This window comes from Myxosarcina sp. GI1, assembly GCF_000756305.1.
Taxonomy (GTDB): domain Bacteria; phylum Cyanobacteriota; class Cyanobacteriia; order Cyanobacteriales; family Xenococcaceae; genus Myxosarcina.
Genome location: NZ_JRFE01000034.1, coordinates 1 through 24,618, shown reverse-complemented (window position 1 = coordinate 24,618; position 24,618 = coordinate 1). Strand labels below are relative to the sequence as shown.

At 39.2% G+C, this 24,618-nt stretch carries 19 protein-coding genes; 17 read left to right on the top strand and 2 right to left on the bottom strand.

Annotated features, from left to right (window positions below):
• Positions 1-28: 28 nt before the first annotated feature.
• Together KV40_RS32545 and KV40_RS24220 are read left to right on the top strand one after the other, a co-directional pair.
• Positions 29-703 carry a DUF928 domain-containing protein gene (locus KV40_RS32545; RefSeq protein ID WP_081942926.1) on the top strand — a complete coding sequence of 225 codons (675 nt, stop codon included), beginning with the start codon at positions 29-31 and terminating at the stop codon, positions 701-703.
• 87 nt (positions 704-790) lie between these two features.
• Positions 791-2,803, top strand: a complete 2,013-nt coding sequence (locus tag KV40_RS24220; protein WP_216595702.1) for a CHASE2 domain-containing protein — start codon at positions 791-793, stop codon at positions 2,801-2,803.
• Here the strand turns inward: KV40_RS24220 and KV40_RS24215 are convergent.
• Together KV40_RS24215 and KV40_RS24210 are read right to left on the bottom strand one after the other, a co-directional pair.
• The gene (locus KV40_RS24215) at positions 2,741-3,925 is read right to left on the bottom strand and encodes a substrate-binding domain-containing protein (RefSeq protein ID WP_052055909.1); all 1,185 of its coding nucleotides are present in this window, start codon (positions 3,923-3,925) and stop codon (positions 2,741-2,743) included. The two genes, KV40_RS24220 and KV40_RS24215, sit on opposite strands and share 63 nt — an antisense overlap.
• A gap of 66 nt (positions 3,926-3,991) precedes the next feature.
• On the bottom strand, positions 3,992-5,503 hold the full coding sequence (locus KV40_RS24210) for a ShlB/FhaC/HecB family hemolysin secretion/activation protein (protein ID WP_172657332.1): 1,512 nt from the start codon (positions 5,501-5,503) through the stop codon (positions 3,992-3,994).
• Positions 5,504-5,768: 265 nt separating this feature from the next.
• Here KV40_RS24210 and KV40_RS32540 point away from each other — a divergent pair, with 265 nt between their 5' ends.
• The 15 genes from KV40_RS32540 to KV40_RS24130 form a co-directional block, all read left to right on the top strand.
• A complete protein-coding gene (locus tag KV40_RS32540; RefSeq protein ID WP_216595701.1) occupies positions 5,769-7,145 on the top strand; it encodes a DUF3102 domain-containing protein in 1,377 nt (458 codons plus the stop codon).
• Between the two features lie 160 nt (positions 7,146-7,305).
• The gene (locus KV40_RS24200) at positions 7,306-7,638 is read left to right on the top strand and encodes a hypothetical protein (RefSeq protein WP_036486806.1); all 333 of its coding nucleotides are present in this window, start codon (positions 7,306-7,308) and stop codon (positions 7,636-7,638) included.
• A gap of 44 nt (positions 7,639-7,682) precedes the next feature.
• Positions 7,683-8,036 (top strand): hypothetical protein, encoded by a 354-nt coding sequence (locus KV40_RS24195; RefSeq protein WP_156114157.1) that lies wholly within the window; start codon positions 7,683-7,685, stop codon positions 8,034-8,036.
• Positions 8,037-8,065: 29 nt separating this feature from the next.
• The gene (gene topA / locus KV40_RS24190) at positions 8,066-10,102 is read left to right on the top strand and encodes a type I DNA topoisomerase (protein WP_072013894.1); all 2,037 of its coding nucleotides are present in this window, start codon (positions 8,066-8,068) and stop codon (positions 10,100-10,102) included.
• A 920-nt stretch (positions 10,103-11,022) separates the two neighbouring features.
• A complete protein-coding gene (locus KV40_RS24185; protein ID WP_052055906.1) occupies positions 11,023-14,427 on the top strand; it encodes a plasmid replication protein, CyRepA1 family in 3,405 nt (1,134 codons plus the stop codon).
• A 225-nt stretch (positions 14,428-14,652) separates the two neighbouring features.
• Positions 14,653-15,696: an ABC transporter substrate-binding protein gene (locus KV40_RS24180; protein ID WP_036486802.1), complete on the top strand. Its 1,044-nt coding sequence runs from the start codon at positions 14,653-14,655 to the stop codon at positions 15,694-15,696.
• On the top strand, positions 15,677-16,834 hold the full coding sequence (locus tag KV40_RS24175; protein WP_052055905.1) for a substrate-binding domain-containing protein: 1,158 nt from the start codon (positions 15,677-15,679) through the stop codon (positions 16,832-16,834). Before KV40_RS24180 ends, KV40_RS24175 begins: the two co-directional genes overlap by 20 nt.
• Positions 16,835-16,958: 124 nt before the next feature.
• Positions 16,959-17,720: a hypothetical protein gene (locus KV40_RS36360; RefSeq protein ID WP_216595700.1), complete on the top strand. Its 762-nt coding sequence runs from the start codon at positions 16,959-16,961 to the stop codon at positions 17,718-17,720.
• Between the two features lie 54 nt (positions 17,721-17,774).
• Positions 17,775-18,236: a four helix bundle protein gene (locus KV40_RS24160; protein WP_081942925.1), complete on the top strand. Its 462-nt coding sequence runs from the start codon at positions 17,775-17,777 to the stop codon at positions 18,234-18,236.
• 56 nt (positions 18,237-18,292) lie between these two features.
• A complete protein-coding gene (locus KV40_RS32535; RefSeq protein ID WP_052055904.1) occupies positions 18,293-19,738 on the top strand; it encodes a response regulator transcription factor in 1,446 nt (481 codons plus the stop codon).
• A 13-nt stretch (positions 19,739-19,751) separates the two neighbouring features.
• Complete coding sequence (locus KV40_RS24150; protein WP_036486800.1) at positions 19,752-21,554, top strand: cellulose binding domain-containing protein; 1,803 nt, start codon at positions 19,752-19,754, stop codon at positions 21,552-21,554.
• 8 nt (positions 21,555-21,562) lie between these two features.
• Positions 21,563-22,291, top strand: coding sequence for a response regulator transcription factor (locus KV40_RS32530; protein WP_052055903.1), 729 nt, complete (start codon positions 21,563-21,565; stop codon positions 22,289-22,291).
• A gap of 33 nt (positions 22,292-22,324) precedes the next feature.
• Complete coding sequence (locus tag KV40_RS33680; protein WP_072013893.1) at positions 22,325-23,122, top strand: CAP domain-containing protein; 798 nt, start codon at positions 22,325-22,327, stop codon at positions 23,120-23,122.
• A 13-nt stretch (positions 23,123-23,135) separates the two neighbouring features.
• Positions 23,136-24,107, top strand: a complete 972-nt coding sequence (locus tag KV40_RS32525; protein WP_052055902.1) for a pentapeptide repeat-containing protein — start codon at positions 23,136-23,138, stop codon at positions 24,105-24,107.
• A 258-nt stretch (positions 24,108-24,365) separates the two neighbouring features.
• On the top strand, positions 24,366-24,618 hold a 253-nt coding region (locus KV40_RS24130), incomplete at its 3' end, for a hypothetical protein (RefSeq protein ID WP_036486795.1).

The window sequence follows — 24,618 nt, the reverse complement described above, 5'->3', positions numbered from 1 at the left end:
ATTTTTTAAATAATTTCTTAAGGGGAAAATGATGTTTAAAACCAAAAATTTGCTATTTTGTTTGATTTTTTTGGGTTCCATTTTTTCGTTTGAGCTAAAACTCAAGGCTAACTGGCTACAAGGCTATGTTCCAGCTTCTGATTCACGGGAAGTAGAACAGCGACGAACCGTAGGTAGTGGTTCTCGCTCAAACTGCCGAAGCAATATCGCCAAAAATTCGGTAACTTTATTAGTTCCCGAACTTGAAGTAGTTCATCAAACTTCTGTTGAAAGACCAACTTTATATCTTTCTGCCGATAAAATTTCTTCAAAAAAAACGTTTGTGTTTACGCTGGTAGATCCTCAATCTGCCAAAACACTAGTTGAGAAAAATTTTCCTGTTTCGGAGGGAATCAATCGGATCGAGCTACCCGAATCTACGCAACTCGAACCTAACAAAACTTATCTCTGGTATGTCGCTATACCCTGCGAGAATAATTTAAATGAATATCGAGAAGTCCTCGGAGCGGCGATCGAACGTAGACAGACCTCATCGAAAGTAGCAACGCAACTTCGTACCGCTCAAAATGAATTGCAAAGCGCAGCTATTTATGCTCAAAATGGTTTCTGGTATGATGCCTTAAATTTAGCAGTTGAAGAACGCAATCGCTCTAATTATTTAGAGCAACTACTTAACAGTGCAAAAGTTTCTCAAAACAATTAAACAAAACATTTGTTGCCATTCATGTTGGTTAGTTTTTTTTCGCAATCCTCTAGAAAAATAGTTAAATACGTTTTATTGACAGTTGTTTTGCCAATAGCGTTTCTTAGCTTGAGCGGTATTTTAAGAATTTTAGATCTAGCAGTATACGATCTTGGTTTTCACCTTCGTCCGTCAGAACCAATGGACGAAAGGATTGTCATAGTCGAATGGACTGAAGAAAATCTTCAGACTTATGAAGAAACTACGTTTTCTGACGAGAATCTGGCTGCATTAGTTGAAAAAATTCAAGCGCAGCAACCGAGCTTAATTGCTTTTGATATTTATCGAGACATACCCGTATACTCGCCGCGCCTCAGCGACGAAGAAAATAGTCAAGCCTACAAACGTTTGCAAGAATTATTTCGCTCTACTCCCAATTTATTCGGCATTGAAAAAATATTAGAACCAAAAATTAATCCTCCAAAAGTGCTTAAAGAGAAAGAGCAGATTGCCGCAAGCGACCTACCTAGCGACCGTGACGGTTTTATTCGTCGCTCCTACATCTTTCCTATTTTGAGTAAAGAAGGAGAACCAAGAGATGTACCTTATATTGGTTCGCGATTAGCAGGTGAATATTTAGTAAGAAAAGGATTAAAAACGGATCTACTCGATAATAATTCTTTAATATTTTATGACGATGACGAGCAAAATTTAGTAATTCTAAACCCTTTGAAAAATTTTGCAGGTGCTTATAATGACGATCGACAAGGTTTAGATTTTTTGATTAATTGGCGAAAGGGAGAAACGCTTTTTAGAAGAGTATCTGCGGGAGAAATAACTAGCAATCAAATTCCGCCCGACCTATTTAGCGATCGCTTAGTAATAATTGGCAACGTATCTTCCGCTACTGGCGACCGTCATCCCATACCTCTAAACCGTTGGCGAAGAACCGATAAGATAGGAACTTATGGTGTAGAAACATTTGGCGTAGAGATAGTCGCTCAGGTTGCTAGTTCGATAATTAGTGCTGCTTTAGATGGGCGACCTTTGATGAAACCCGCACCAAAAATAATTGAAATACTTTTGTTTTTGGCTTCTGTAGGAGCGATAATTAAATTTATCGCTAAATCTAGCTATTCTCGTAAAAACCTGTACTTAGCTACTTTGCTACCTGCTTTATCAATAACGGGAATCTTACTTTTGTGCTGCTTTGTCGCTCACAATTTAGGTTGGTGGCTACCCGTTGCTATCTCAATAGCCAGCGTTTGGGTTGTTTATCTGGCAATTATCTATTATCTAAACAGAAAGCAAGAACTAGATAAGTTTTTAAGTTTGGACTTGTTAGCTGGCGATTTAAAGCACCGTCTGGGAAATAAGCTGCACTCATTCAAGAGTAGCAGTCGTCTAATCAAAACTAGCTTTAAAAAATTTGAAAGCATTTTACCAAAAGACGAACAAGAGGTTTTAGAAGCTGAAGAAAATTTTAATAAAGCAGTCTTAAATATTGATAAAGAAGTTTCAATCTTAACCCGATATAATATGCAGCTCGATCGTTTTCTAAAATATTCTCACTTAAATATAATTGAGCTTACAAATTCGCTTGATGCCAACCAAACAGTTGAAACAATAGTTAATAGATTTTTTGCTGAAAATGATGATGGTAATCCAATTTGTGTTTTAAAGCAGTATGATGGCAAAATTCCGACCGAGACTGAAATAAGTACAGTTGTTTTAGAAATAGTTTTGAATAATTTGCTAGAAAACGCTGTTTGGGCAGTCAGTGCTAAAGCTAGAACTGCCCACGAATACTTTCCTACGATATGTGTTAAAACGAGATTATCAAAAAATCGAAAAATTGAATTTATTGTAGAAGATAACGGAATTGGCATTCGTCGTGCTTATCTCAAGGAAATTTTTCAACCGTTTGAAAGTTTCAGAAGCGAGAAGAGTTCTGGACTCGGACTTTATATAGCCAAAAAACTTGTCACCTCTTACGGAGGAACGATCGGGGTTGAAAGTACCTTAAGAAAAGGTAGTAAGTTTATTTTTAGTTTACCGCTAATAAATAGAAACCATCCCCGCTTTTTCGACAATTTTTTGTCCTTCTTGAGAAAGGAGTAAATTGATGTAAGCAATAGCCGCTCGTTCCTGGGGAGTTCCATCTCTACGAAACACTACGGATAAAGGTCTAGTCAGAGGATAGTAATTTTTCTCAAATGCCGTTAAATTAACGCTACCGTCTGCTAATAAACCTGAAATTGCTGGAGAGCTTTTGTCGGGAGCCAAGCCAATCGGCTCGATCGATCGCTGACCTTTGAGAATTGCTGCCGAAGCATAAGAAATTGCTCCAGGGGTAGTAGAAGTTTTTCTGATTGCCGAGGTATAGTCTCGCACGATAATTACATCTTCATCGAGCGCAGGAGCGGTTTTAGTTTCCATTAATAACCGCAAAATACTATCAATTTGGGGATCTAAACTGATAGGAACAACAGGTACATTGTTTCCCCCAACTTCTTGCCAATTAGTTATTTTGCCCGTATAGATATCTCTAACTTCGTCAAGAGAAAGTGATTTTATTCCCAACGATTTATTTACATAAAATACAACCCCATCGATCGCTACGGGTACTGACTCTAGCTCGAATCCTCGCCTTTTAGCTGCTGCTAGTTCGGCTTCTGTTAGCGGACGGCTATTTTGGGCGACGCTTAACTCGCGATCGAGCAGCATCTGTATGCCTGTAGTGCAACCTGGATTACTATGTATTGGCTCTACATACCGCAATAAAAATTGCGGATGTGCATGAGCGATCGCCGCATTCATGCCATCACGCTGTAATGCCGCAAAGCAAATCGCTCCACCGTAATTGAAAATCCCCGCAGGAACATTCGGTACGGCTTCCATTGTCTCGTACAGTTTGATGTCTCCACGCTTATTAAGAGATTCTTGTCGAGCTAAAAACGAAGTATTAAAATTGTTTAAAACGATTTTTCCTACACCAACACTGCTAATCGCTAGAGCTAACAATAGAAAAAATGTCCCCGTTATGGAATTTCCCCACTCGGTCTTTTTCTTTTTCCCTGTGAAATTATTTAAAGAAAAATCATAATTGTCTCTGACAGTGAGCTTTGCCAAATCTCTCTTTTCCAAAGAATAATGACAAATTTCACATTCTGAGCGTGAAGAAGGATTGTGAAAAGTACAGTTAGGACAAATTAGCTCTGGCTCGACTTGATAAGTTGGCATCAAATAAACCCGTAAATATACTTGGATTTACTCTACCATTACTAGTTCTTGCCAAACAACAAATTTTTAAGGCTGGATTAGAAGTTGAAAAGTTATTCTCTCTTCAGTAGAAAAATCTTCAGGAGCTTCGGCATCAATTAAAGGAATACCGTAGTCTATTCTCGCTTCAATGGTGTTTCCTAATTCGTAGCCCAATCCCAACCCGACTGAAGCTAAAGTATTGAAATTTACGATTTCGTTAGAGTTATTCCAAAGCGTTCCCGCATTGACAAAAGGAATCAATTTAAAATTCCAGTTTCTTTTATTAATCAAAGGCATTTGTAGTTCCAGGCTACCTATAATTCCATTATCGCCAATTGCTAAGTTTTGCCGATAGCCCCCAACGCTACCCGTTCCACCCAAAGAAATTTGTTCTACTGGAAGGAGCTTGTCTTCGCTAAACTGCATATTCAAGCGCGATACCAATAAGAAATTGTCGAGTTTTCTCAACCACTGTCCCTGTCCTTGCCAACTCCAAAAAAGACCGTCTATTCCCACTTCCGTTACGGTAGGATCGAAAAGATCTAGTCCGACGCTAAATTGCGATCTCAACACTAAAGAACTTTTATCTCCTCTATTGAAATATTCTTGAATTAAACGTAAAGCACTTATTTTACTCTTGCCATCGGGCAATCCATCGACAAAAGCAAAAGAAAAATCCTCTCTGACAAATGTTTCACTTGCAATCAGTTCAAACTGTAATTCAAACGCTAGATCGCTATTGTCATTGATAATCACAGGCTGTCTGGCACTTAACTGAAAAGCTTCGTAGTTTGCTTGAATATCCAATACGGATATAGGTTTTTCAATTATTCTCGTATTGGCATTAATATAACTCAACCCAATCGTACCGTTTGAGCTATTAACTGGAAATAAATAACTTCCATCGTATCGAGTTAACCCCTCGGTTCGAGTATATTCAAGTCCAAGCCGATCGCCAAATCCAAATAAATGATAATTAGCACTGAGCGTACCGCCAAAAGTACCCACACTAGGAGAATAGCTGTTAGTTAGAGCAAACTCGCTTGTTAGCGGCTCGTTCTCCTCAATATTTATGGTCAAAAGATTTTTTCCAGGGCTAATCTCACTTATACCACCTTCTATATTCTTAATAAAAGGATCTTTTCTCAGCTTCCCTAACGCCCGTTCTACCTCGGCTTGTTTTGTGGGTTTTTCTAAATCTGGAAGGCGAGCGACAATATAGTTACGATTGAGGTGCGTTAAACCTTCAATATTTACTTTTGTCAGTCTTCCTTCAATTACACGAACCTTTACTTTTCCATCGGTAATTTCTTGCACTGGTATAAATGCCCCACTTTGCAAATAACCCTGCTGTTCATAATGTTTGGTAATTTGAATTCTTAACTGTACTAGTCTTTCTAAAGAAATCTCCTCTGTACCAGGAAAATCGATCGCTCTTTTCAACTCCGTATCCGAAAATACTGTATTTCCCTCAAGCTCTATTTGTTCTACTTCAATCGGTGCTTCTCGCCCGTCATTTATAGCCTTTATCTGAGCTTGTACGGGGTCTACTGTCAAAAATATTGTGCTTGTAATGCTCGTAGTTAAACTCCAGAAAACTACTTGCCATCTCGACTCGCTCGATTTCTTTCTAAAGAACATAATTGTAGTTATTGTGCCGCACAAAAGTACGCTTAATTAAAATAGTTAATTTGTAGAGTTGTCTAAAATGTAGCTCGGAAATTGTATCATTGTATTGTAGTCCGCAGTGAAGAATAAGTAACCTATGTTCGCCAACGCCTTTAACAATTCTTCAAATAGTACAGATTTTGACGCAAAGTGTTTGATTGTAGACGATGAAATAACGACAAATGATGTCAGAAGAAGTGACGTTTTTTCAGAATTAAAACTCCCAAAAGAAAAGGTTATTTTCGCGGCTAATTATGAAGATGCTTTTCAAATTATTCTGAAAGAACAAAATATTGCTACTTGTTTTCTCGATTCGAGAATTCCTAGAAATAGCTACGAGCCTTGTGATTATTCTAATTCAGATAGAAGGGGAATTGATTTAATACCTGCTATAAATAAGTACCTCAAATATACTTCAATTTATATCTATTCGGCTTACGTAACTGAAGATTTTTTAAGAGAAGAGGCACAAGAATTTAATAATATAGTAGCTTTTTTTGGAAAAGCTAACTCAAAATTAGATAAATATCAATTACGCTTAAGTGGAACTCAAAGGTGGTTAGCCCTTCAAAAATTTGAATATCTTTTGCCAAATGATAAGCTATCCATTTTTTTATTTGAGGAGACTAATAAACTCAATAAGTTATTTACTAGAACAACTGAAGATATTATTAATATTGGCAAAACCTTAAATAAAGTTAAGGAGAGATTAGAACACGGTCAATTTTTAACATGGCTCGAAACAGAATTTAAAATGAGCGATAGAACCGCTGCAAGAATGATGAAAGTAGCTCAAAAGTTCGAGTTAGACACTGTGTCGAATTTGAGCATCTTACCTAGTGCTTTATACGAACTTTCAACTATCTCTGCAACTGATGCAGCAGTTGATGAAGCTATGGCTAGAGCTAAACAAGGAGAGACAATCACCAAGAAACTTGCTAAAGCTATTAAGAATAAGCATCTTCAAAAAAAAGAAAATTTACCAACAACTACAAAACGTACCAGGGAAAGTAAAACATCACAAAATTTATCAGAGTCAGAAACAACGGTTCGAGAAACTTCAGCTTCTAAGCCTCAAACCGAACCTAATACTCGTCTTTCTTCCCAAAAAGAACAAATTGTTAAAGTCGTTCGCCAACAAAACCTATGGCAGCTTGGAGAGCATTTGCTTTTTTGTGGCGATCCCAATTCACGGGATTTTTTAAAGCAATTGCCTAACAAAATATCTCTAAATCTGGCTTTTCCACCCAACATAGATTGGAAATTCTCCTATTCCCATCAAATAGAGTCGCATTTAAGTTTTTACAGTAAGTATCAAGAAGATATGGATTTGCTGCTTGTAGAAAAAGCCATCGAGCAAATTATTAAAGGTACTACTAATGCCGAGGAAATAGTTTCAATTTGCTATCTTCCCTATCCAAATCTTTTGCAGGTAGTTCATAAATTAGGCTGTTGCTGTTTTATTGCCGAAAGCGATCGCGATAAATGTAAAGCCATTGTCACGCATTGGGAAGATTTAAAGCAAAAATAGAGCAATTTAGATAAGATGTTTTTTAGTTGAAGCAATGAAGTTAACCGTTTCAAAAAGGCTACTTTTCCAGCGTCAAAATTTAACTTTGTCATTTTAAACCCTGTGTTAATGCTTCGTTGATGTAACAATTTGTTTTATAGCTTTTGGTAATTAATACTACATGAATAATTCCAAATTTTTAGATAACTTGGTTATTCCTGATGCGATCGCTCTCGAACTAGAATCAGAAGACGAGTACTTTGACTGGTCTTCTGATGGAACGTATTTAATTTCACAAGATGGAAAAAAAACTATTCCCGCGCAAAAATCAAAGCAGACAACATTTACAGAGCGCGAGCGAGCCAGAGAAGTAAAACACAAGCTCGCCAAACAGCATAAAATTGCTTCACAACTACGCTTTGTAAAGTTTTTAACTTTTGATAAAAATTCTTTGGGGATTTTTTTGTCAATAGTAAATCTACTCTTGTTGGTAGGATTTTGGATTTTACGTTAGTTGGAGTACGATTGCGACATATTTTATTGGGTGACAATAATATTATGTCGGAAGAACAATCTCAAAAAAATTCTCAAGTTGTCAGGACTAGCATTGGGCTAGGTAAAGAAGTGGTAGAAACTTTAGAGCATTTAGCGGAAATAGAAAAAACCAATCGAACTACAATTGTCAATCAGATTTTATCTGTAGTTTGCGCCTCTTCAGTTTCTGAAGGGTTTGAGACTGAAAAAGAAAAGGCTGACTTAAATACGGCACAAATGCTGGAAAAGATTATCAAGTTGTATTTAGACCTTGTTAATTCTCCCGAAGTCGAACGCTTGGCTAAGAAAACTTTTAGGACTCATGACCTAATGATTCGGCAGTTGGTTCAAAAAGGAATTCAACTTTACGAGGATTAATCAAGCAAATTTTTTAGAAATAAAATTTCATGACTAAACTTGTAATCATCGAGAGTACGGGCAAAATCAAAAAAATTAGCCAAATTTTGTCTGGCTCGGACTGGACTGTAATGGCTAGCAAAGGTCATGTGCGGCAACTGGCACACGATGGAGAGGACAATTTAGGTTTTGATATTGTAGGAAATCGCGTCAACTGCCGCTATCAATTGACTGATTCTAAAGCCAAACGAACTGTAGCCGAATTAAAAAAGGCAGTTCGTGCAGCCGAGATTGTCTATTTAGCTACCGACCCCGATCGCGAAGGCGAAACAATTAGTTGGCATTTAGCTCAAATCCTCAATTTAAAAAACTCCCGTCGCATTAGTTTTGACGAAATTAGCCAAAAAGCTATAACGAACGCGATCGCCAATTCTCGCGATATCGATATGAATCTAGTCGAAGCGGGGTTAGCTAGAGCCTGTTTCGATAAATGCGTTGGATTTAAAGGCTCTCCCTTACTTTGGGCGCAGAATATTGGAGCTAAAAGCATGGGTCGAGTGCAGTCGGCGGTACTACACTTAGTTTGTGAATTAGAACGAGAAATAGTTAATTTCAAGCCCGTAGTTTATTTCTCGGTTTTTGTAGACTACGCCGAAGGATTTCGAGCTTTTTACTGCGGTCGTAATGCCTCTCCAACCAATGAAGAGGATAACTCCAATTGTTCAGAATCCAAGCGCATTTTTCAGCAGGAAGAGGCAGCAAACTTGGTTCGAGTTGCCACTTCAGCGCAGCATTCTCTTGTCAAATTAGAACGCACAAAAGTTGCTAAGAAGCCTCCTCCCCCTTTTACCACTTCAACGCTACAGCAAGCAGCAGAACCATTATTAGGTTTAAGCCCCGAACGAACTATGCAGCTTGCACAAACCCTCTACGAGCAAGGATATATCACCTATATGCGTACCGATTCGGTTAACCTCAGCGAAGATTTTTGTACTGCCGCTCGTAACTGGCTGACGAGTAAAGACCCCAGGAATATTCCCGATAAAGTTACCAAACATCGCAATAACAAAAATGCCCAGGAAGGTCATGAGGCGATTCGTCCTACTAATATCGAGCTTCCTTCTTCGAGGTTAAAAACATTAGTAGAAGCAGATGCTTTTAATCTCTACGTTATGATTTGGAAGCGATCGCTTGCCTCCCAATGTCGTAGCGCGGAGATTGACAAAACTATAGTTGTCTCTCAATGTGAAGAGACTTTTTGGCAAGCAAAAGGACAAACAGTTAGCTTTTTAGGATACGCTAGATATTGGCATGACCTTAGTGCCGAGCTTAAATTGCCCAATTTGGCAGAAGGACAAATTCTCAATCCCGATAATGCCCAATTTGAGAAAAAACAGACGAGTCCCCCCTCTCGTCTAATTGAATCAAAACTCACCAAAGTGATGGAGACAAAGGGGATTGGCAGACCTAGTACTTATTCTTCCTTGATTGGCATCTTAAAAACTCGAAACTATATAAGATTATCTAAAAAGAAGCTTTGCCCGACCGATTTGGGAATACAAGTAGATATTTTTATGCAAAAGTTTTTTCCCGAATTAATTGATGCCGATTACACGGCGAGAATGAACGCGGCTCTAGACGAAATTGCTGCTGGCGAACTAAATTGGCAAAGCTATCTCAGCAACTGGTATCATTCTTACTTCGCTCCTGCGATCGCCCGCGCCCGACAACAACTTCCGAATTTTACATCTCCTAAAGCTCAGGGAAAAGTTTCTGCTACCGAACATATATGTCCAGTTTGTAAAAAACCTTTAGAGCGGTATGATTATATTAAAGATGGGGAGAACAAAATTATGCTTCGATGTTCCGATCCCCAGGCAAAAAAACGAGCCGATCACAAACAAGCTGTCTATTATTTAACCAAATTAAATAAACTTTGGAGTCCCAAGTTTGGGGAGTTAGGTTCTGATTTTAAAACTCCGTCGAACGTTAAATCTTTGCCTTCAAAGCCCATTAAAAAAGCTCAAATTGTTAAAAAATGCGATCGTATCACTGGCAAAAGAGCCATAATTCGCCGAAAAAAATAGCTAACTATAGCTCTACTGCTTTCTTCAGGTTACAATGCTAACCAAGCAGATTGCGGATATTTATTCGGATGTGCTTAAAAAAGGCGAACACCGACTCTTTTGGCGAAGTGCATCGGCGTTCAAATTTAGAAAACCCCATAGTAAGGAGGCTGATATTTAATTTTAATTTTGTGTCCCAACTGTATAAATCAGGAGGTTTGATTATGTCCTACTAATTTATGAGCTAGAAAAAACACTTTCTGGGTTGATTGTATCAACTGAGCGTTCTGTTTGACAAGGTTTTGACAGAAATTTTGTGCTGCAATTAATTATCTGACCCAGAAATGAGCTACGACAAGCAATCCTCATAGCCGTTCTAGATTAAGAATTATCAAGTAGCTCTTAGCTCTTAGCTTTTGGCTTTTAGCTTTTTTTGAGTAAGTATAAGCAACTTTCTATTTTAGAAGAAGCCAATTACCTCTCTAGAGACTAGCTAAGAGCGCAGAGCGTACCCGCTCAACGGCGCGAATGCGCCTTGGGGCGTTAGCCCCGCGCTAAAGGCTAATAGCTCGATTATTTAGTTTGGTCGTAAGAGGAAAGTGCTGTTATTTGCTTGGCATCGCTCGAACTCAACTAGACCTATCTCTAAGCTAACTAAGTCCAAAATTTCGACTGACAATCGAAATTCAAAGCTGTTGTAAAACAAACAAAACAGCAAGTTCAAGGATCTTTATTATGACTTAGTTCGCGCTACAGGGAGTAGTGTTTACCGCAAAAAAGTTAGGTTTTGTTCAGTTCGAGTAGCTAAGTACGTAACAGCCAGAGAAAACCCTACATATTTTCTGGAGTTACAAATGTATTTAGAAACCCACGCGCTCGAATGGCAGCAGAGCGGTATCGATCGCTTTTTGACTAATTTAAATCTTTGATGAGGTGTTGGCATGATAAAGACTCAACATCTCAACGAACTGGTTGATGGCTCGAATATCGCTCCAGAGATAGCCGCTCTCAACTTCTTCTCACTTCAGGGTTACGAACCACACGAACGTCTTTTTTACGGATTGCCAGACAGCGATCGCCGTAATGATGGTAGAATAAGGGACAGTTGGCTGAAAAAATATGCCCACTGCGAATCAGGAGGTTGGTGGGTTTCGTCCGTAAATCTTCTCAGCGAAAATCTAGACGAAGACGATAACTTCGGACAATTTAAACCTAATTGTCCTAGAACACCAACCGAATATACCAAGCAGGGACATTTTAAAAAGCAGAAATTAATTAAGTATGAAACGCCGCCCAAAGCTGAGGCGGGTGTTATTGCCCTACGAAGTAAATTTTTAAATAGTTGGAAAATTGCTAGAAAATTAAATGAAAAAGCTCAAGAGGAATGGGTTCAAAGGTTTTGGGAAGCAATCGAGCAAAAAGCCCCTGAAGTTAAAAGTTGGCAAACGAAATCCGACTTTATTAGAGCCGAGGGAGTACGAGGCAGTAAAAAGCTTCAATTTTCCGAAGAACAGAGATACGGAGATTTTGAAGAATGTCGAGCGACAAACAGAGAAGCTGAAAAGCCAGCCGCAAGCTGTAGAAAACTTCAAGAAGCTTGTCAGAGAAGGGAATACGAAGAAATTGATATTATACTTCAACAAGAACTACGGAATAGATCGACAGCTTGCGAGTTCAAATCTAAAAATTCTGATAGCAGAGGAATTGAAAGACTTATCAGTCTAGTCGATCGAGGTTTTTGGAAGTGGGTTAAAGAAAACCCTGAAGTTCCAATTATTATTACAGAAGGAGGGAAGAAAGCTGCTTCGCTACTTACGGCGGGGTATGTGGTAGTCGCTCTCCCTGGTATCAACATGGGATATCGTACTTCCAAAGACGAATTCGGGAAGAAATTCGGTAGACCCTATCTGATTCCACAGCTTCAAAGATTAGCTCGGAAAAATAGAGAGTTTACCTTCTGTTTCGATCGAGACAGCAAACCCAAGACTGTTAGAAACGTCAACGCAGCAATCGCTCGAACTGGAAGATTACTTGAAAAAGAAGGTTGCAAGGTATCTGTAGTCACCTGGGATTTTCCCGATAAAGGTGTAGACGACCTAATTGTCAATCGTGGGGTAGATGCTTTTCAGGCGGCATATAATGCCCGTGTCAGCCTGTCTACTTTTAAACTGAGGTGGGAGACATCTTTACAAAAGTACGACCCTTTAATAGTCTGCGAGCAGTATTTAAACTCCAACAAAATAACCATACCCGAAGCTCCCCGTCTTATTGGCTTAAAGTCAGCTAAGGGTACTAACAAAACGGGATTTATAGCCACAACCGCCGTCAAAGAAGCCCTGGACAGAGGAGAAAGGGTAATCGTACTGACTCACCGACAGGCTTTAGAGAAAGAACTAGCCGAGCGATTTGGGGTAGACTGCCGTAGCGAAATTAGAACCAGCGATGTGGGGGGAGCTTTGGGCTATGCCTTATGTTTTGATTCGCTTCATCCCCACGCCAATCCGTCATTTAACCCCGATGAATGGCGCGGGGCGACAATTATCATTGACGAAGCCGAACAAGCGATTTGGCATCTGCTCGATAGTTCTACCTGCCAATCTAATCGAACGGCGATTATTCAGTGCTTTAAGCAGCTTTTGGTAACGGCGGTAGCAACGGGTGGTAAAGTCTGGCTAGCCGATGCCGATTTAACTCCAATTGCGATTGAGTACATTCGTGCCTTAATTGGTTTTCCCATTGAAACCTGGATGCTGGAAAATGAATACCAACCAAGCAAAAGGCGAAAATTAATCGCCTACGACGGTAACGATCCAAGCCGAATGGTAGTCAAACTGGACGGGGCGATAAGACAGGGTGAAAAAGTGCTAATTCACTGTTCGGGGCAAAAGTGGAAGTCTAAATGGGGGACGAGCAACCTACATTCGCGTTACCGTAAGATGTTCCCTAATAAGAAAATACTGGTCTTAGATCGAGAGACAGTAGCCGATCCCGAACATCCTGCCTACGGCTGTATGGGACATCTCAACGATACTCTCAAAGATTACGACATTGTAATTTGTTCCCCTGTAATCGAAACTGGTGTCAGCATCGATCTTAAGGGACACTTTAATTCTGTCTGGTGCATTGCCTGGGGCAATCAGCCCGTCGATAGTGTCGCTCAGGCGATCGCCAGACTGCGCGATGATGTAATTCGCCACGTCTGGTTGAAATCGTCGGCTAAGAATATGACCATTGGTAATGGGGCGATTAGTTCTAAAGCTTTAAAATATTCCCAACATAAACTAAGTCAGACGCACTTAATGAGTTTGCGTAGTGTTGACGACGAAGAATTTAGAGAACCTGGGGAGTATAGGCTTACAGATTATCCTTCCGAGGAAACTTGGGCTAAACGCGCTGCTTTAATTAATCTGGGCAAACTTAACTATCGGGGGGCAATTCTTAACAAACTTAAAGAAGAGGGCTACGAAATCGAAGATTTAGCCGATTTATCTAAATTACAAGCCAAAGAAACAGAGGAGCTTGCAGATAAGATAAAAGCAGAGACTAATCTAAAACAAAAACAGAAGCTTGAAAAAGAGCTTGCTGCAAAAATGACAACCGAGGAAGAAGCCAAGCAAGAAATTAAACAAGCCTCCGACTATCAAAAAGAGATTCGTAAAGAAAATCATCGAGTTTACTGCGAGGAAGTATCGGCAGTAGAAATTCCTACAGATACCGAGTTAGAACATCTGAAAAAGAAACGGGCTAAAACTAAAATCGAACGGCTCAAAGAGCGCAATGGTAGTTTAGCCAAGAGCTACGAAGTAGCAGTAACGGCGAAGCTGGTAGAGCGAGACGATAACGGTTGGTACTCTCAGCTACGGCTTAACTATTACTTTACTGTTGGTCGAGAGCATTTTCTAGAACGAGATCGCCGTTCGCTTAAATCCCTGGCAGGTGAGAATCAAAAAGCATTTACCCCCGACATCAACAAACGGTTAATCGCCACGCAAATTAGCGCGATGGAAGTCTTGGGAATTGGTCAGTATTTAAATTACGGTTTAGAACTGACTCACAAAGATTTAGCAGAATTTGAAGCTCGATGTAAAGCGATGCGGTGGGACATAAAATCAATCTTGGGCGTGGGAATCAATGACCGTGATAAGGGCGTAAAGATTCTCAACAGAATACTCAAGAAGCTCGACCACAAATTTAAATCTGTAGGCTGGACGGGGACGGGCAATGATAGGCGACGAGTTTATAAGCTAGCTCCCTTAGCTGAAGATGATAACCGCGAGGAAATCTTTAGTAAGTGGTTAGAACGCGATTGCGCCCTTGCCGAACGGGAAAACTTAGTTACCGTTTAATAGATCACACCAAAGTCTAAATAATAATCTTTATTCTCGAACTGTTAAGTTATTTGTCCGTTCCAATTTCTGTCGGTAATATTACGCATAAAAAGAAAGTTTTGCATTATAATTTCAGGCAAGAGCATAAGCAGTTAAATCAGCCTTTATACTTGCACTCCTGTTTTTACAAGTTTTCCAAAATTTCGAGAAACCTGTAATTTTTACTACTTTTATCATGTAATCATGACCAAGCTTACCAAAATCATTTGGTTTTTGGCAGTCGTACTGTTAATTAGCTTTTTTGCTACCAGTTATTGGCAAAACTCCTCATCAGTATCGGTTACAGCTTCAACTAATTCGGTTGCCAATACTCCCATTACTATCGGCTACAGCAATTGGGCTGGCTGGTGGATTTGGGCAGTAGCCGAAGAAGAAGGGTTGTTTGCCAAAAATGGTGTTGATGTAAAGATGCTGTGGTACGACAGTTATTTAGAATCGCTCGAAGCACTAGCCGCAGGACAAATAGACGGTAATTCTCAAACCCTTAACGACACCATTTCTTTTGCAGGTAATGCTGTAAACGGTGAAGTAGTAGTTTTGGTAAACGATAACTCCGCAGGTAACGACAAGATTATCGTCGCCGACCGAATCGAGCGCGTAGAGGATTTAAAAGGTAAAGACGTAGCTGTAGAAGCAGGTGTAGTTGACGATTTTTTATTAACTCTGGCATTAGAAAAAAACGGAATGAAGCGGGAGGATGTGAATATTGTAGATATCGAAACGGGGGCGGCGGTAGAAGCCTTTGCTGCGGGACAGACCGATGCGGTGGGAGCTTTTCCTCCCTTTTGGCTGACGGCACTAAAGCGTGAGGGAGCTAGGGAACTAGTCAGTTCTAGAGATTTTCCAGGTAGTATCCCCGATTTATTAGTGGTCAGTCAAAAGCTAGTTAAAGAAAAACCTAAAGAGGTGGGAGCTTTAATAGATACTTGGTTCGATACTTTAGATTTTATTCAGCAAAATTCTCAACGCGCCGATGCAATCATGGCTCGACGAGCGGGGGTAAATACAGAGCAACTACAGCTATTCAAAGAAGGAACGAAAATATTTTCCGTTGCCGATAATTTAAAAGCCTTTTCCAAGGGCAACGATATGGCGCATCTCAATTTTGCTGCCGAAAAAATTACCGAATTTCTAGAAAACAACCTCAAAGCTCTGGATAAAAAGCCCAATTTTTCCAAATTATTTAACTCTAAATTTGTAGATCGTTATGCCCTCAACCAGCAGTAATAGCCGACAATCGCTAACATCGAAAACTTGTTCGCAGTGTGGGACGGAAAATCTAGCTACGGCTGACAAATGCTACATTTGCCATACTTCATTAAATGAGCGACCAAAAAATAAAAATTATATCAAATCTTATCATCAAGAATTACTTAATTTTGGTGGGAATTATCTAAGGGCGTTTAAAAAAGATCTGCAAAAACCTAGTGCCTGGTTGGGAGTGGTTGTTTTTGCCTTAGCTGTTACTCTCTGGGGCAATTACTTTATTAATTCTAACCGCTCTGAGGTGGAGTTAGAACAACCCAGGCTGCAAACTTACTCTACTATCGAACGAGTAAACAACGTTCCACAGGGTCTATTTAGTTATGGTGGAGGAGCGTTTTTTGCTCCTTTAGTAGCGCAGGGACTAAATGATGCGATCGCTGATGCCCACCCAGAATTTCAGTTGCGCTACACCGAACCAATGACTCCTTATTCTAGCTTCAGCGAAGGAATAAGAATGTTGACCGATGGTGAAATCAGCTTTGCTTTTAATGGTCGTCCCTTAACTGCTGAAGAATATGCCACAGCTAAAGCACGAGGAATAAGTTTAAAACAGGTTCCAATTGCTCTAGATGGAGTGGTTGTGTTTGCTAATAGTGGAGTTGGCGTTTCGGCTTTAAGTTTGGATAAAGTCAGAGATATTTTTGCAGGAGCGATTACTAACTGGAATCAGCTTGGTGGTATCGATTTACCAGTTGTTCCCGTCCTGCTTAGTGATGAAGAGTTAGAAGTTTTAGACGTTAAGGAGGCAACAGAAACTACTCAATACGCAACCAACAATACTCAAGTTTTGAGAAAAGTCATCGGAACTCCTGGAGCGATATCTCTGGCTTCAGCATCTTTAGTTGCCAATCAAAAATTGATTGCGCCTCTAGATTTAGCCGCTCCTCATTCAAATAATTTTGTCCGACCGTTTATTAATGGAGAACCAAATTTAGAAGCGTTTAAATACGGCACATATCCTCTAACTAAAAGACAATTTTTGGTAATTCGCGAAGACGACACTCTCGATGAATGGGCGGGTTATGCTTACGCCAATATTTTAATTTCCCGACAGGGACAGGGATACGTTCAAGATGCTGGTTCTGTTTCTATTTATTGATTAAAGCTATTAGCTATTAGCTCTTGGCTATTAGCTAATTGGTTTCAGACTAAGTCCCCCGATAAAAATTGATTCTTATTAGTCAACTAAGCTAACAGCTAACAGCTAACAGCCAACAGCTATTATGGTTACACTACAACAGCAATTATCTATAATCTCACTCGATAAACCTGAAGATATTCCGCAAATAGTCAGGTTATTGGAAAATCCACAAAGTCCAGTTGCGTTGCCTGGAGCAATAACTTTGTACAATCATGATTGTCTGCACGTACTTTTAGAGCAAAAAAACTCTCCAGAAGAGGAAGCCTTTATAGTAGGTTTTTGTATGGGTAACGATCCAGCTACCAAACGAATTCACGTTTTTATTTTAAAATTCTTTGCCAGATATATTTATCCCAAACATCCCAAAAATTATCGTTTTAATAAAGATTGTTTGTTGGAATTTGACCGAGGGTTTTATTACGGCAAAACGTTTAAAGAGTTTAGGTTCAATCGAATTAACTTTTTTAGATATGCCAATAACTCAGTAGATAAGCTGCAAGAACATTTTGGAATATCTAAACAAAATTTGCTTCAATTGCGTTTACAAAGAGTTCTAGAGGCAAAAGCTAGAATCAAAAAGACTAGAATAATTCCCAAACAAACTAGACTAAACCGCTCGATAAACTTCTTTAAATGGTCTAGCAGTATTTGTGCTTTAGTTGGTGGAGGATTGTTAGCCTCGAACATTTCTTATAGCAAGTTTGGATTTGTTGGTTTGGCAATGAGTTCTAGTCAATTGCTGGTTGCTTCATTGCTAGCGAAAGACAAAACTATGATTATTTATTCAGCTTCGGTCTTTTTGGGAGTCGATCTTCTGGGCATCTATCGCTGGGTATTTAGTTGAGAAAAGCTTTTAGCTCTTAGCTCTTAGCTCTTAGCTGTTTTAGAATATAAGCAAATGCAAAACTTCACCAATTTACAAGTCTGGCGATCGGCATACGCCGATCCGACGTTCTCCGAACGGCGGCAGTCTCCAGACTGCGCTCATGCTTTTACTATAGACATCTATAAAATAACCAAGGATTTTCCTTCTGAAGAAAAGTTTGGTTTGACCAGTCAGCTACGGAGAGCTTCCATTTCGATTGAGTCAAATTTAGCAGAGGGGTGTGGCAGAAACAGTGATAAAGAATTTGCTCGGTTTGTTTCAATTGCTCAGGGAAGTGCATTGCACCAAGCAAAGCTTGGAAAGTCGTCGAAGACGACGACATGGGCGCGTACGCCCTGCGCTCGTTGCCAATTAATTTTGGCAAAAGATTTAGGTTATGTATCTGAAGACAAGTTTAGTCTTCTAGAGCAAAAAATTCTTGAAATAAATCGAATGTTAAATGCTTTCGAGCGAAAGCTAAGAGCTAAGAGCTAAAAGCTAATAGCTGTGTCTACAGCAATCACGTTATTTAACAAACTTAAAATCAAATCATGAACGAGGATAAACCCCCAAAAATTAAGGTATTGATTGCCGAAGACCAGCAGGTGTTTCGGTATGGACTAGAGAAAGCGATCGAACAGTCACCAGCGATTTCCATAGTAGGTGTTGTTAGCAATGGCAGAGAGGTTTTAGAGCAAGTCGAAGCTTTGATGCCAGACGTAGCAATTTTAGATTCGGTTATGCCTGTTATGGATGGATTGGAAACTGCCAAGCAGTTAGTCGAAGCTTATCCCAACGTGAAAATAATTTTTGTAAGTGCCAGTGTGGAATACGAGCGAATAGCATCGGCATTAAAAGCTGGAGCTTCTGGATATCTTAAAAAGGATAGCCTTGAATTCGACCTGATACCAGCAATAATGGCGGTTAATCGAGACAATGTTTATTTTAGTCCTGAAATTGTCCCGATAATTCAAGAAAGCAACCATTCAGTCGAGGGAAAAAAATCTTATTTTCAGCAAATTTCATTACTGTCAAACGAACGAGAACAATCCTGGTTCGAGACTTGGGAGCTTTGTCTGGCTAAAGAAATAATCTCAAAATGGAGAAGCGAATCAAAACTTGACACTACAGCTAAAAAAGTTCTCGAATCTCTGGCAATTACCAAGCTCGAACTCAAACTGATTGAGATTCCCAATGCAATTAAGTTCGAGGGTCAATTAAATACCTTACCCACAAAACTCAAGAGAGTGGTCGGAGAAACCCAACGAGAATATTTAAGAAGAAATACTTATTCGGGATATTCACTTCGTAGAGCCAAGCAAACCATCGAAGAATGGTTTGAAGAAACCTTACAGCAGATAACTGCYAAATCTTCATCGCTGAGAATAACTAAAGTAAATGAGCTTAACGCCTTACTCGCTCCCTACTGGCAACAAGCAAGTCCAGAACCATTACTTGTTTTTTTAAACGAATTATCAAAGCTACTGTTAGCTTTAAGGCAAAAATACGAGCAGCTTAGATTAAAGAATTTGTCAGAAATTGACAATGCTTGGCGAGCTTTTGCCAATTTGCAAAATTTAGTAGACGAGCGAGATAGTTTAATCGAACAAAAAGAGCTTTTTGAGGGCGCGTTCAGGGCAATTGCTTTGGGATTCGAGTCTCAATTAAAAGTGCGAGTTTATGAAGCGATCGCGCAAATTTTGAATAGTTTAATTAATTCGTGCCAATTCTATTGCGATTCGGCAATAAAAACCAACAATCTCTTACAGGAGGTTGAAAATTCCTTATTAAAAGAGCTTGAGCCTACTTTAACTACTTTTGACTCGAAGACAGAAATAGAGGTCTGGGTCGGACATCGCTTGAATCAGTGGGGTTCGTCACTTTCGCTTTCTCCAGAAGTAATCAGGGAAAAATTGTTGTCAAAGATCGCTCTTGCCCGTCTCGATTGGGACGATCGGCATTGGGAACGAGAAACAGAGCCGAACTTTAAATTATAGTTAAAATACAAAGATGAACGACATAGAAACCAATTTTTCTACTTCTGCCGAATGGTATTCGGGGTTTACAGGCAAGCTAGACATCACCAATAGGAGCGAAAATCTTGATGGTTGGACGCTAGAGTTTGAAGCTCCGTTTGAAATTACCGAAATTTGGGATGCCAAAATTCTTAGCAAGGATGGTAACAAATATGTCATTGGCAACCTCGACTACAACAAAGATTTAGCTAGTGGTGAAACCGAAACTATTACTTTTAACGCCGATAAAGTTGATGGCGAAATAGTCGCTCCCGAAAATTATGCTTTAAGTAGCAATGAAGCAGAATTTTCGTCAGCAGCAGAAAATATAAAAACAAATAATAATGAGGATTTCCCTGCCGCTCCTACCAATTTTTCTACTTCTGCCGAATGGTATTCTGGATTTACGGGCAAGCTCGATGTTACCAATACTAGTGAAAATCTCGATGGTTGGACGGTAGAGTTTGAAGCCCCGTTTGAAATTACCGAAATTTGGGATGCCAAAATTATCAGCAAAGAAGGCAATAAATATGTCATTGGCAATCTCGACTACAACAAAGATTTAGCTAGCGGTGAAACCGAAACTATTACCTTTAATGCCAATAAAGTTGATGGCGAAATAGTTGCTCTCGAAAATTATGCTTTAAGTAGTAATGGTGCGGCGAACGAACCCGTAGCCTCAGAAAATATTCCAGAGCCAGAGTCTTCTATTGATGCTGGAAATTATCCTTCTGAAGACGCGACGAATGAGCCTATTGCTTCAGAAACTACAACGATTGATAATAACGAAAATTCCCGTATCGAAGAAAACACGTTTGTTGACGACTCTATAGATACTTCATCCGACAATGCTAAACAAGAAGATTATCTCGACGGCTCGGAAAATGACTCGGATGACTCACACCTTCAGGTAAAAGGAAGATTTCTCTACGATGCCAATGGCGATAAGGTGATAATGAGAGGAATTGAAAATGTCGTTCGCTATGGTGAGTATCAGGGTTCGGGTGAATGGAATGACCCTTACGAAAATGGTTCGCTAATCGATGGCAATGGCGATTGTGTTGACGAACTCGCTAAAACGGGAGCTAATGCCACGCGCTTGATAGGTGGACGACCAGAAGAGTTTGAGAATGCCCTTGAAAAAGCAGTAGATAATAATCTTTGGGTTTCAGTAGGACACGTTGATTTTAGGGACAGAAAGGTCATAGAAACGATTCAAGATAACGAAGCTTACGTTACGCTTCACGCTCAGGGTGAAGTAGTTCATGAAGATGAAAATAAGTGGCGAGAAGATTCTATTCAAGCAATTAAAGAAATTAGATCCCTTGGATATAAAGCCCCAATTGAAATCACTGCTGGTTTTTATGGGCAAAGATTTGAAATGATTCTGAATCAAGGTAAGGAGATTTTAAATGCCGATCCCTTTAAAAATGTAGTTTTCGTAACCCAAGCCTATTCAGAGATTGAAAATAGGGGAGGAGTGAGTGCCAATCTCGATAAACTGGCAAACTTTCCCGCACCAGTTTTAGTGGGAGCGTCTAACTTCGGTATTGGGACGCAGAACGGCTACGGTAATGACTCCGATACTTACAAAGAAGTCTGGGATGAAACTTATAAAAGAGATCTTGGTAGCTTCTATTGGGCATGGTCGGATGCTGGATATGGTGATGTAGTCAGTTCCAATCGGAGATTTGATGGTCTTACACCCGTAGGCGACTACATAGTAAACGATAGCCCTGCTAACCTAAGCTCTCATGCTCCAAAAACCGACTTTCTTTTAGATGCAGATTTTAAATAAAAATTAAAATGAAACCACCTCTTATCAAAGTATTGATTGCCGACGATCAAAGATTTTTTCTAGAAGTAATAAAATCTTGTATTAAATCGGAAGATATGGATATAGTTGGCTCTGCTATTGATGGAGAGCAGGTTCTTRACGCAGTTAGAAATAAAACTCCCGATGTTTTAATTCTCGATTTGGAAATGCCGAAAATAGACGGGTATGAATTGATTGAAAAACTTTCAAACTATTCTAATTTGAAAATAGTTGTTTTCAGCGCACATGAGGAAAAAAGCTACGTTACGCGGGCTATTAGAGCGGGAGTGCATGGCTATCTTTCCAAACTCATACTCGACGAAGGGAGCGAGCTTGAATCTACAATTAGATTGGTTCATCGAGGCTATTGCGCGTTTAACTATAAGTTTTTGAGACAAACGTTATCGTTAATGAATTTGGCAGATAAAACTAATACTACTGCCGTAAATTTTGTACCGCAGGCTAAAAAACGAGTTCGTAAGAGAAAATTGAAACCTTACTTAAAGAAGCAACTATTAAATTATCCTCTTTGGCAGAAGCTAAAAAAAGTAACTTCAATAAAAATAGAGCAAATTAGCCAAATAATTAGCAGGTTTAATAATTTTACTCGTAGTTTTCAGTTTTCGATAAAACTCAAATTTGTTCATTTTGTCTTGTTTTTTTGCTGCACCCTATCTCTAACAATTTTTATCAGTACGATTGTTATCGCTCTCGATTAAGAAATCTCAACCAAAATTAAATTAAGTAAAATTATGTCTGTAAACCAAGTTCTCGACCTGACCAATGCCGAACGTACCAAAGCAGGGTTACAACCCTTAAAACTCAATTCTCAATTAGCCRATGCCGCTCAAGACCATAGTAACGATATGGCAGAAGATGATTTTTTTAGTCATACAGGAATTGATGGCTCAGATGTAGGCAATCGCGCTACTGATAGTGGCTATCAATATTCGACTGTAGGCGAAAATATTGCTGCGGGACAAACCACCGCCGAAGAAGTGGTAGCAGGGTGGATGAATAGCCCCGATCATCGTGCYAACATCCTCAATCCCAACTATACAGAAATTGGGATTGGCTATGAATATGCAGCCGAAGATACGGGAGCGGTCAACTACAATCATTATTGGACGCAGGTTTTTGGTAGCCCTTTAAACGGCAATAATAGTACTAGTTATGTTGGAGAAAATTTAGATAATCTTGATAATGCTCCGCCAGAAACAGATAACTCTTTAAACTTTGAAGAATCAGCAATGCCAGATGAGGATGATTTGTTTGGTTCAAATTCAATGCTCACTGGTACTGATGATGCGCTCGATTTTTCCGAAGATAGTACTAAGGCAATAAACTCCGAGGCTGATTACAGTAGTAACTGGTATAGCTTTGCTGATGGCTTTGATAATTTTTGGTTTGGTGGTACGGGGATAGATACAGAGCGAGAGAGCGAGCGAGAACAAATCTCTGAACTCGTTGAAGATATATATGTTCGGGATCTTTTATCGGATTCTAAAACCTTCAATACTTCGTTTTGGTTATCGGCACAAGAAAGTTAAAAATTTAGATTTTATGAGTAAAAAAATAATCGAACAACCAATATCAGAACTGATTCTGGCAATCAGGAAAGTTAATAAACTTACTCAAACCGAATTTGGCAAATTCTTCGAGCCTTCGCTATCACAATCTACTGTAGCCAGGTGGGAAGTCGGGGATCTTTTRCCCGATCGTAAGCATTTACCAAAAATAGCCTCATTTAAGAATTTGAGTTTTCAAGAATTTTGGGAGATCGTGGGCGAACAATATAGGGAAGAAACTTGTACTATTGCTGGATTTAATGATGAAGAATTCATTTTTTGCCAACGTCATTCGGTGGTTTTAAATAGAGGTGTAAAAATTTGGAATCGCTGGAGGAAAAACAATARTTCTACTGTACCTCAGTTGGAMGGAGCAAGTCCAAARGAAGTTTTTTTTGATGAGATTGATTTGAATCATTCTTTGCTCAGAAAAATAGACTTTCGAGCTAAATCTTTGAGACGAGCAAATCTGCAAGGAGCAGATCTGAGCGAAGCCAATCTCAGTTATGCCAATCTTAGTTATGCCGATCTAACGAACGCCAATTTAAAAAAAGCCAATCTAAAAAAAGCTAATTTAACTAGAGCAAATTTGTGGGGAGCAGATCTGAGCGAGGCATTGTTAAATGACGCATATTTGTGTGGGGCAAATTTCAAAGAAGCGAATTTAAGCCATGCTGATTTGAGCCATGCCGATTTAAGGAGCGCAAATCTCAGTCATGCAAATCTTCAATATGCGCTCCTTAAGTGTTGCTCTATTTATGGCATATCGGTATGGAACGTAAAATTAAAAGGAGCAGTTCAAGAAAAGTTGTTTGTTAGTCCATACAATACAGATAGCACTYATGTAAATTTCCTCTATAATGCTATTCTCAAGTCTTGGGAAATTGAGTTAGATCTAGATCCCGACTTAGTGAATCAAATTAGAAATTTGCAAAATTCCTTTGAAAAAAGCCGAATAACAAAATAGTAATATTACCAAAAATTGTTAGTTGAGTTTTTWAAAACTTAGTAATATTACCYGACCAAATCTACAAAAAAAATTTGTTATTTTAACTGTTTTTTTATAGTATTAACTTGAGTTTAGTTGGCAAAATAATAGCAATTGTGTAAACMGTTATACGGTTAGCTTTTGRTCTTTAGAAATAAGCAATTTGCAATGCTTGGTTTGTAAATTTTGTTRTAACGCTTTGATATTTCAATATTTTTACATTTTTGGRAGTTTTTCATGTATACATCGTCGTTTGACTTTAGCAGTTTAATAGAACAACTGGAAAATTTGTTCGATCGCACYAACAATTTATATRRCAGTGGGGAWKGGGAAAGTAATTCTTCTTCTGACGTAGCTGCCGACAATTGGAAATTGATGGATGATAGCGATGGCAAAGATTACGAAATGATGGACGACATGAAAATGGATGGAGGTGATGATAATAGTGATGGCGAAGATTATGAAATGATGGACGACATGAAAATGGATG

Excerpts from the sequence above, each read along its gene's own strand:
- KV40_RS24160 (WP_081942925.1), top strand. The coding sequence starts at position 17,775 with ATGCAAAACTTCACCAATTTACAAGTCTGGCGATCGGCATACGCCGAT.
- KV40_RS24175 (WP_052055905.1), top strand. The coding sequence starts at position 15,677 with ATGCCCTCAACCAGCAGTAATAGCCGACAATCGCTAACATCGAAAACT.
- KV40_RS24180 (WP_036486802.1), top strand. The coding sequence starts at position 14,653 with ATGACCAAGCTTACCAAAATCATTTGGTTTTTGGCAGTCGTACTGTTA.
- topA (WP_072013894.1), top strand. The coding sequence starts at position 8,066 with ATGACTAAACTTGTAATCATCGAGAGTACGGGCAAAATCAAAAAAATT.
- KV40_RS24215 (WP_052055909.1), bottom strand. The coding sequence starts at position 3,925 with ATGCCAACTTATCAAGTCGAGCCAGAGCTAATTTGTCCTAACTGTACT.
- KV40_RS36360 (WP_216595700.1), top strand. The coding sequence starts at position 16,959 with ATGGTTACACTACAACAGCAATTATCTATAATCTCACTCGATAAACCT.
- KV40_RS24185 (WP_052055906.1), top strand. The coding sequence starts at position 11,023 with ATGATAAAGACTCAACATCTCAACGAACTGGTTGATGGCTCGAATATC.
- KV40_RS24200 (WP_036486806.1), top strand. The coding sequence starts at position 7,306 with ATGAATAATTCCAAATTTTTAGATAACTTGGTTATTCCTGATGCGATC.
- KV40_RS24150 (WP_036486800.1), top strand. The coding sequence starts at position 19,752 with ATGAACGACATAGAAACCAATTTTTCTACTTCTGCCGAATGGTATTCG.
- KV40_RS24195 (WP_156114157.1), top strand. The coding sequence starts at position 7,683 with ATGTCGGAAGAACAATCTCAAAAAAATTCTCAAGTTGTCAGGACTAGC.
- KV40_RS32545 (WP_081942926.1), top strand. The coding sequence starts at position 29 with ATGATGTTTAAAACCAAAAATTTGCTATTTTGTTTGATTTTTTTGGGT.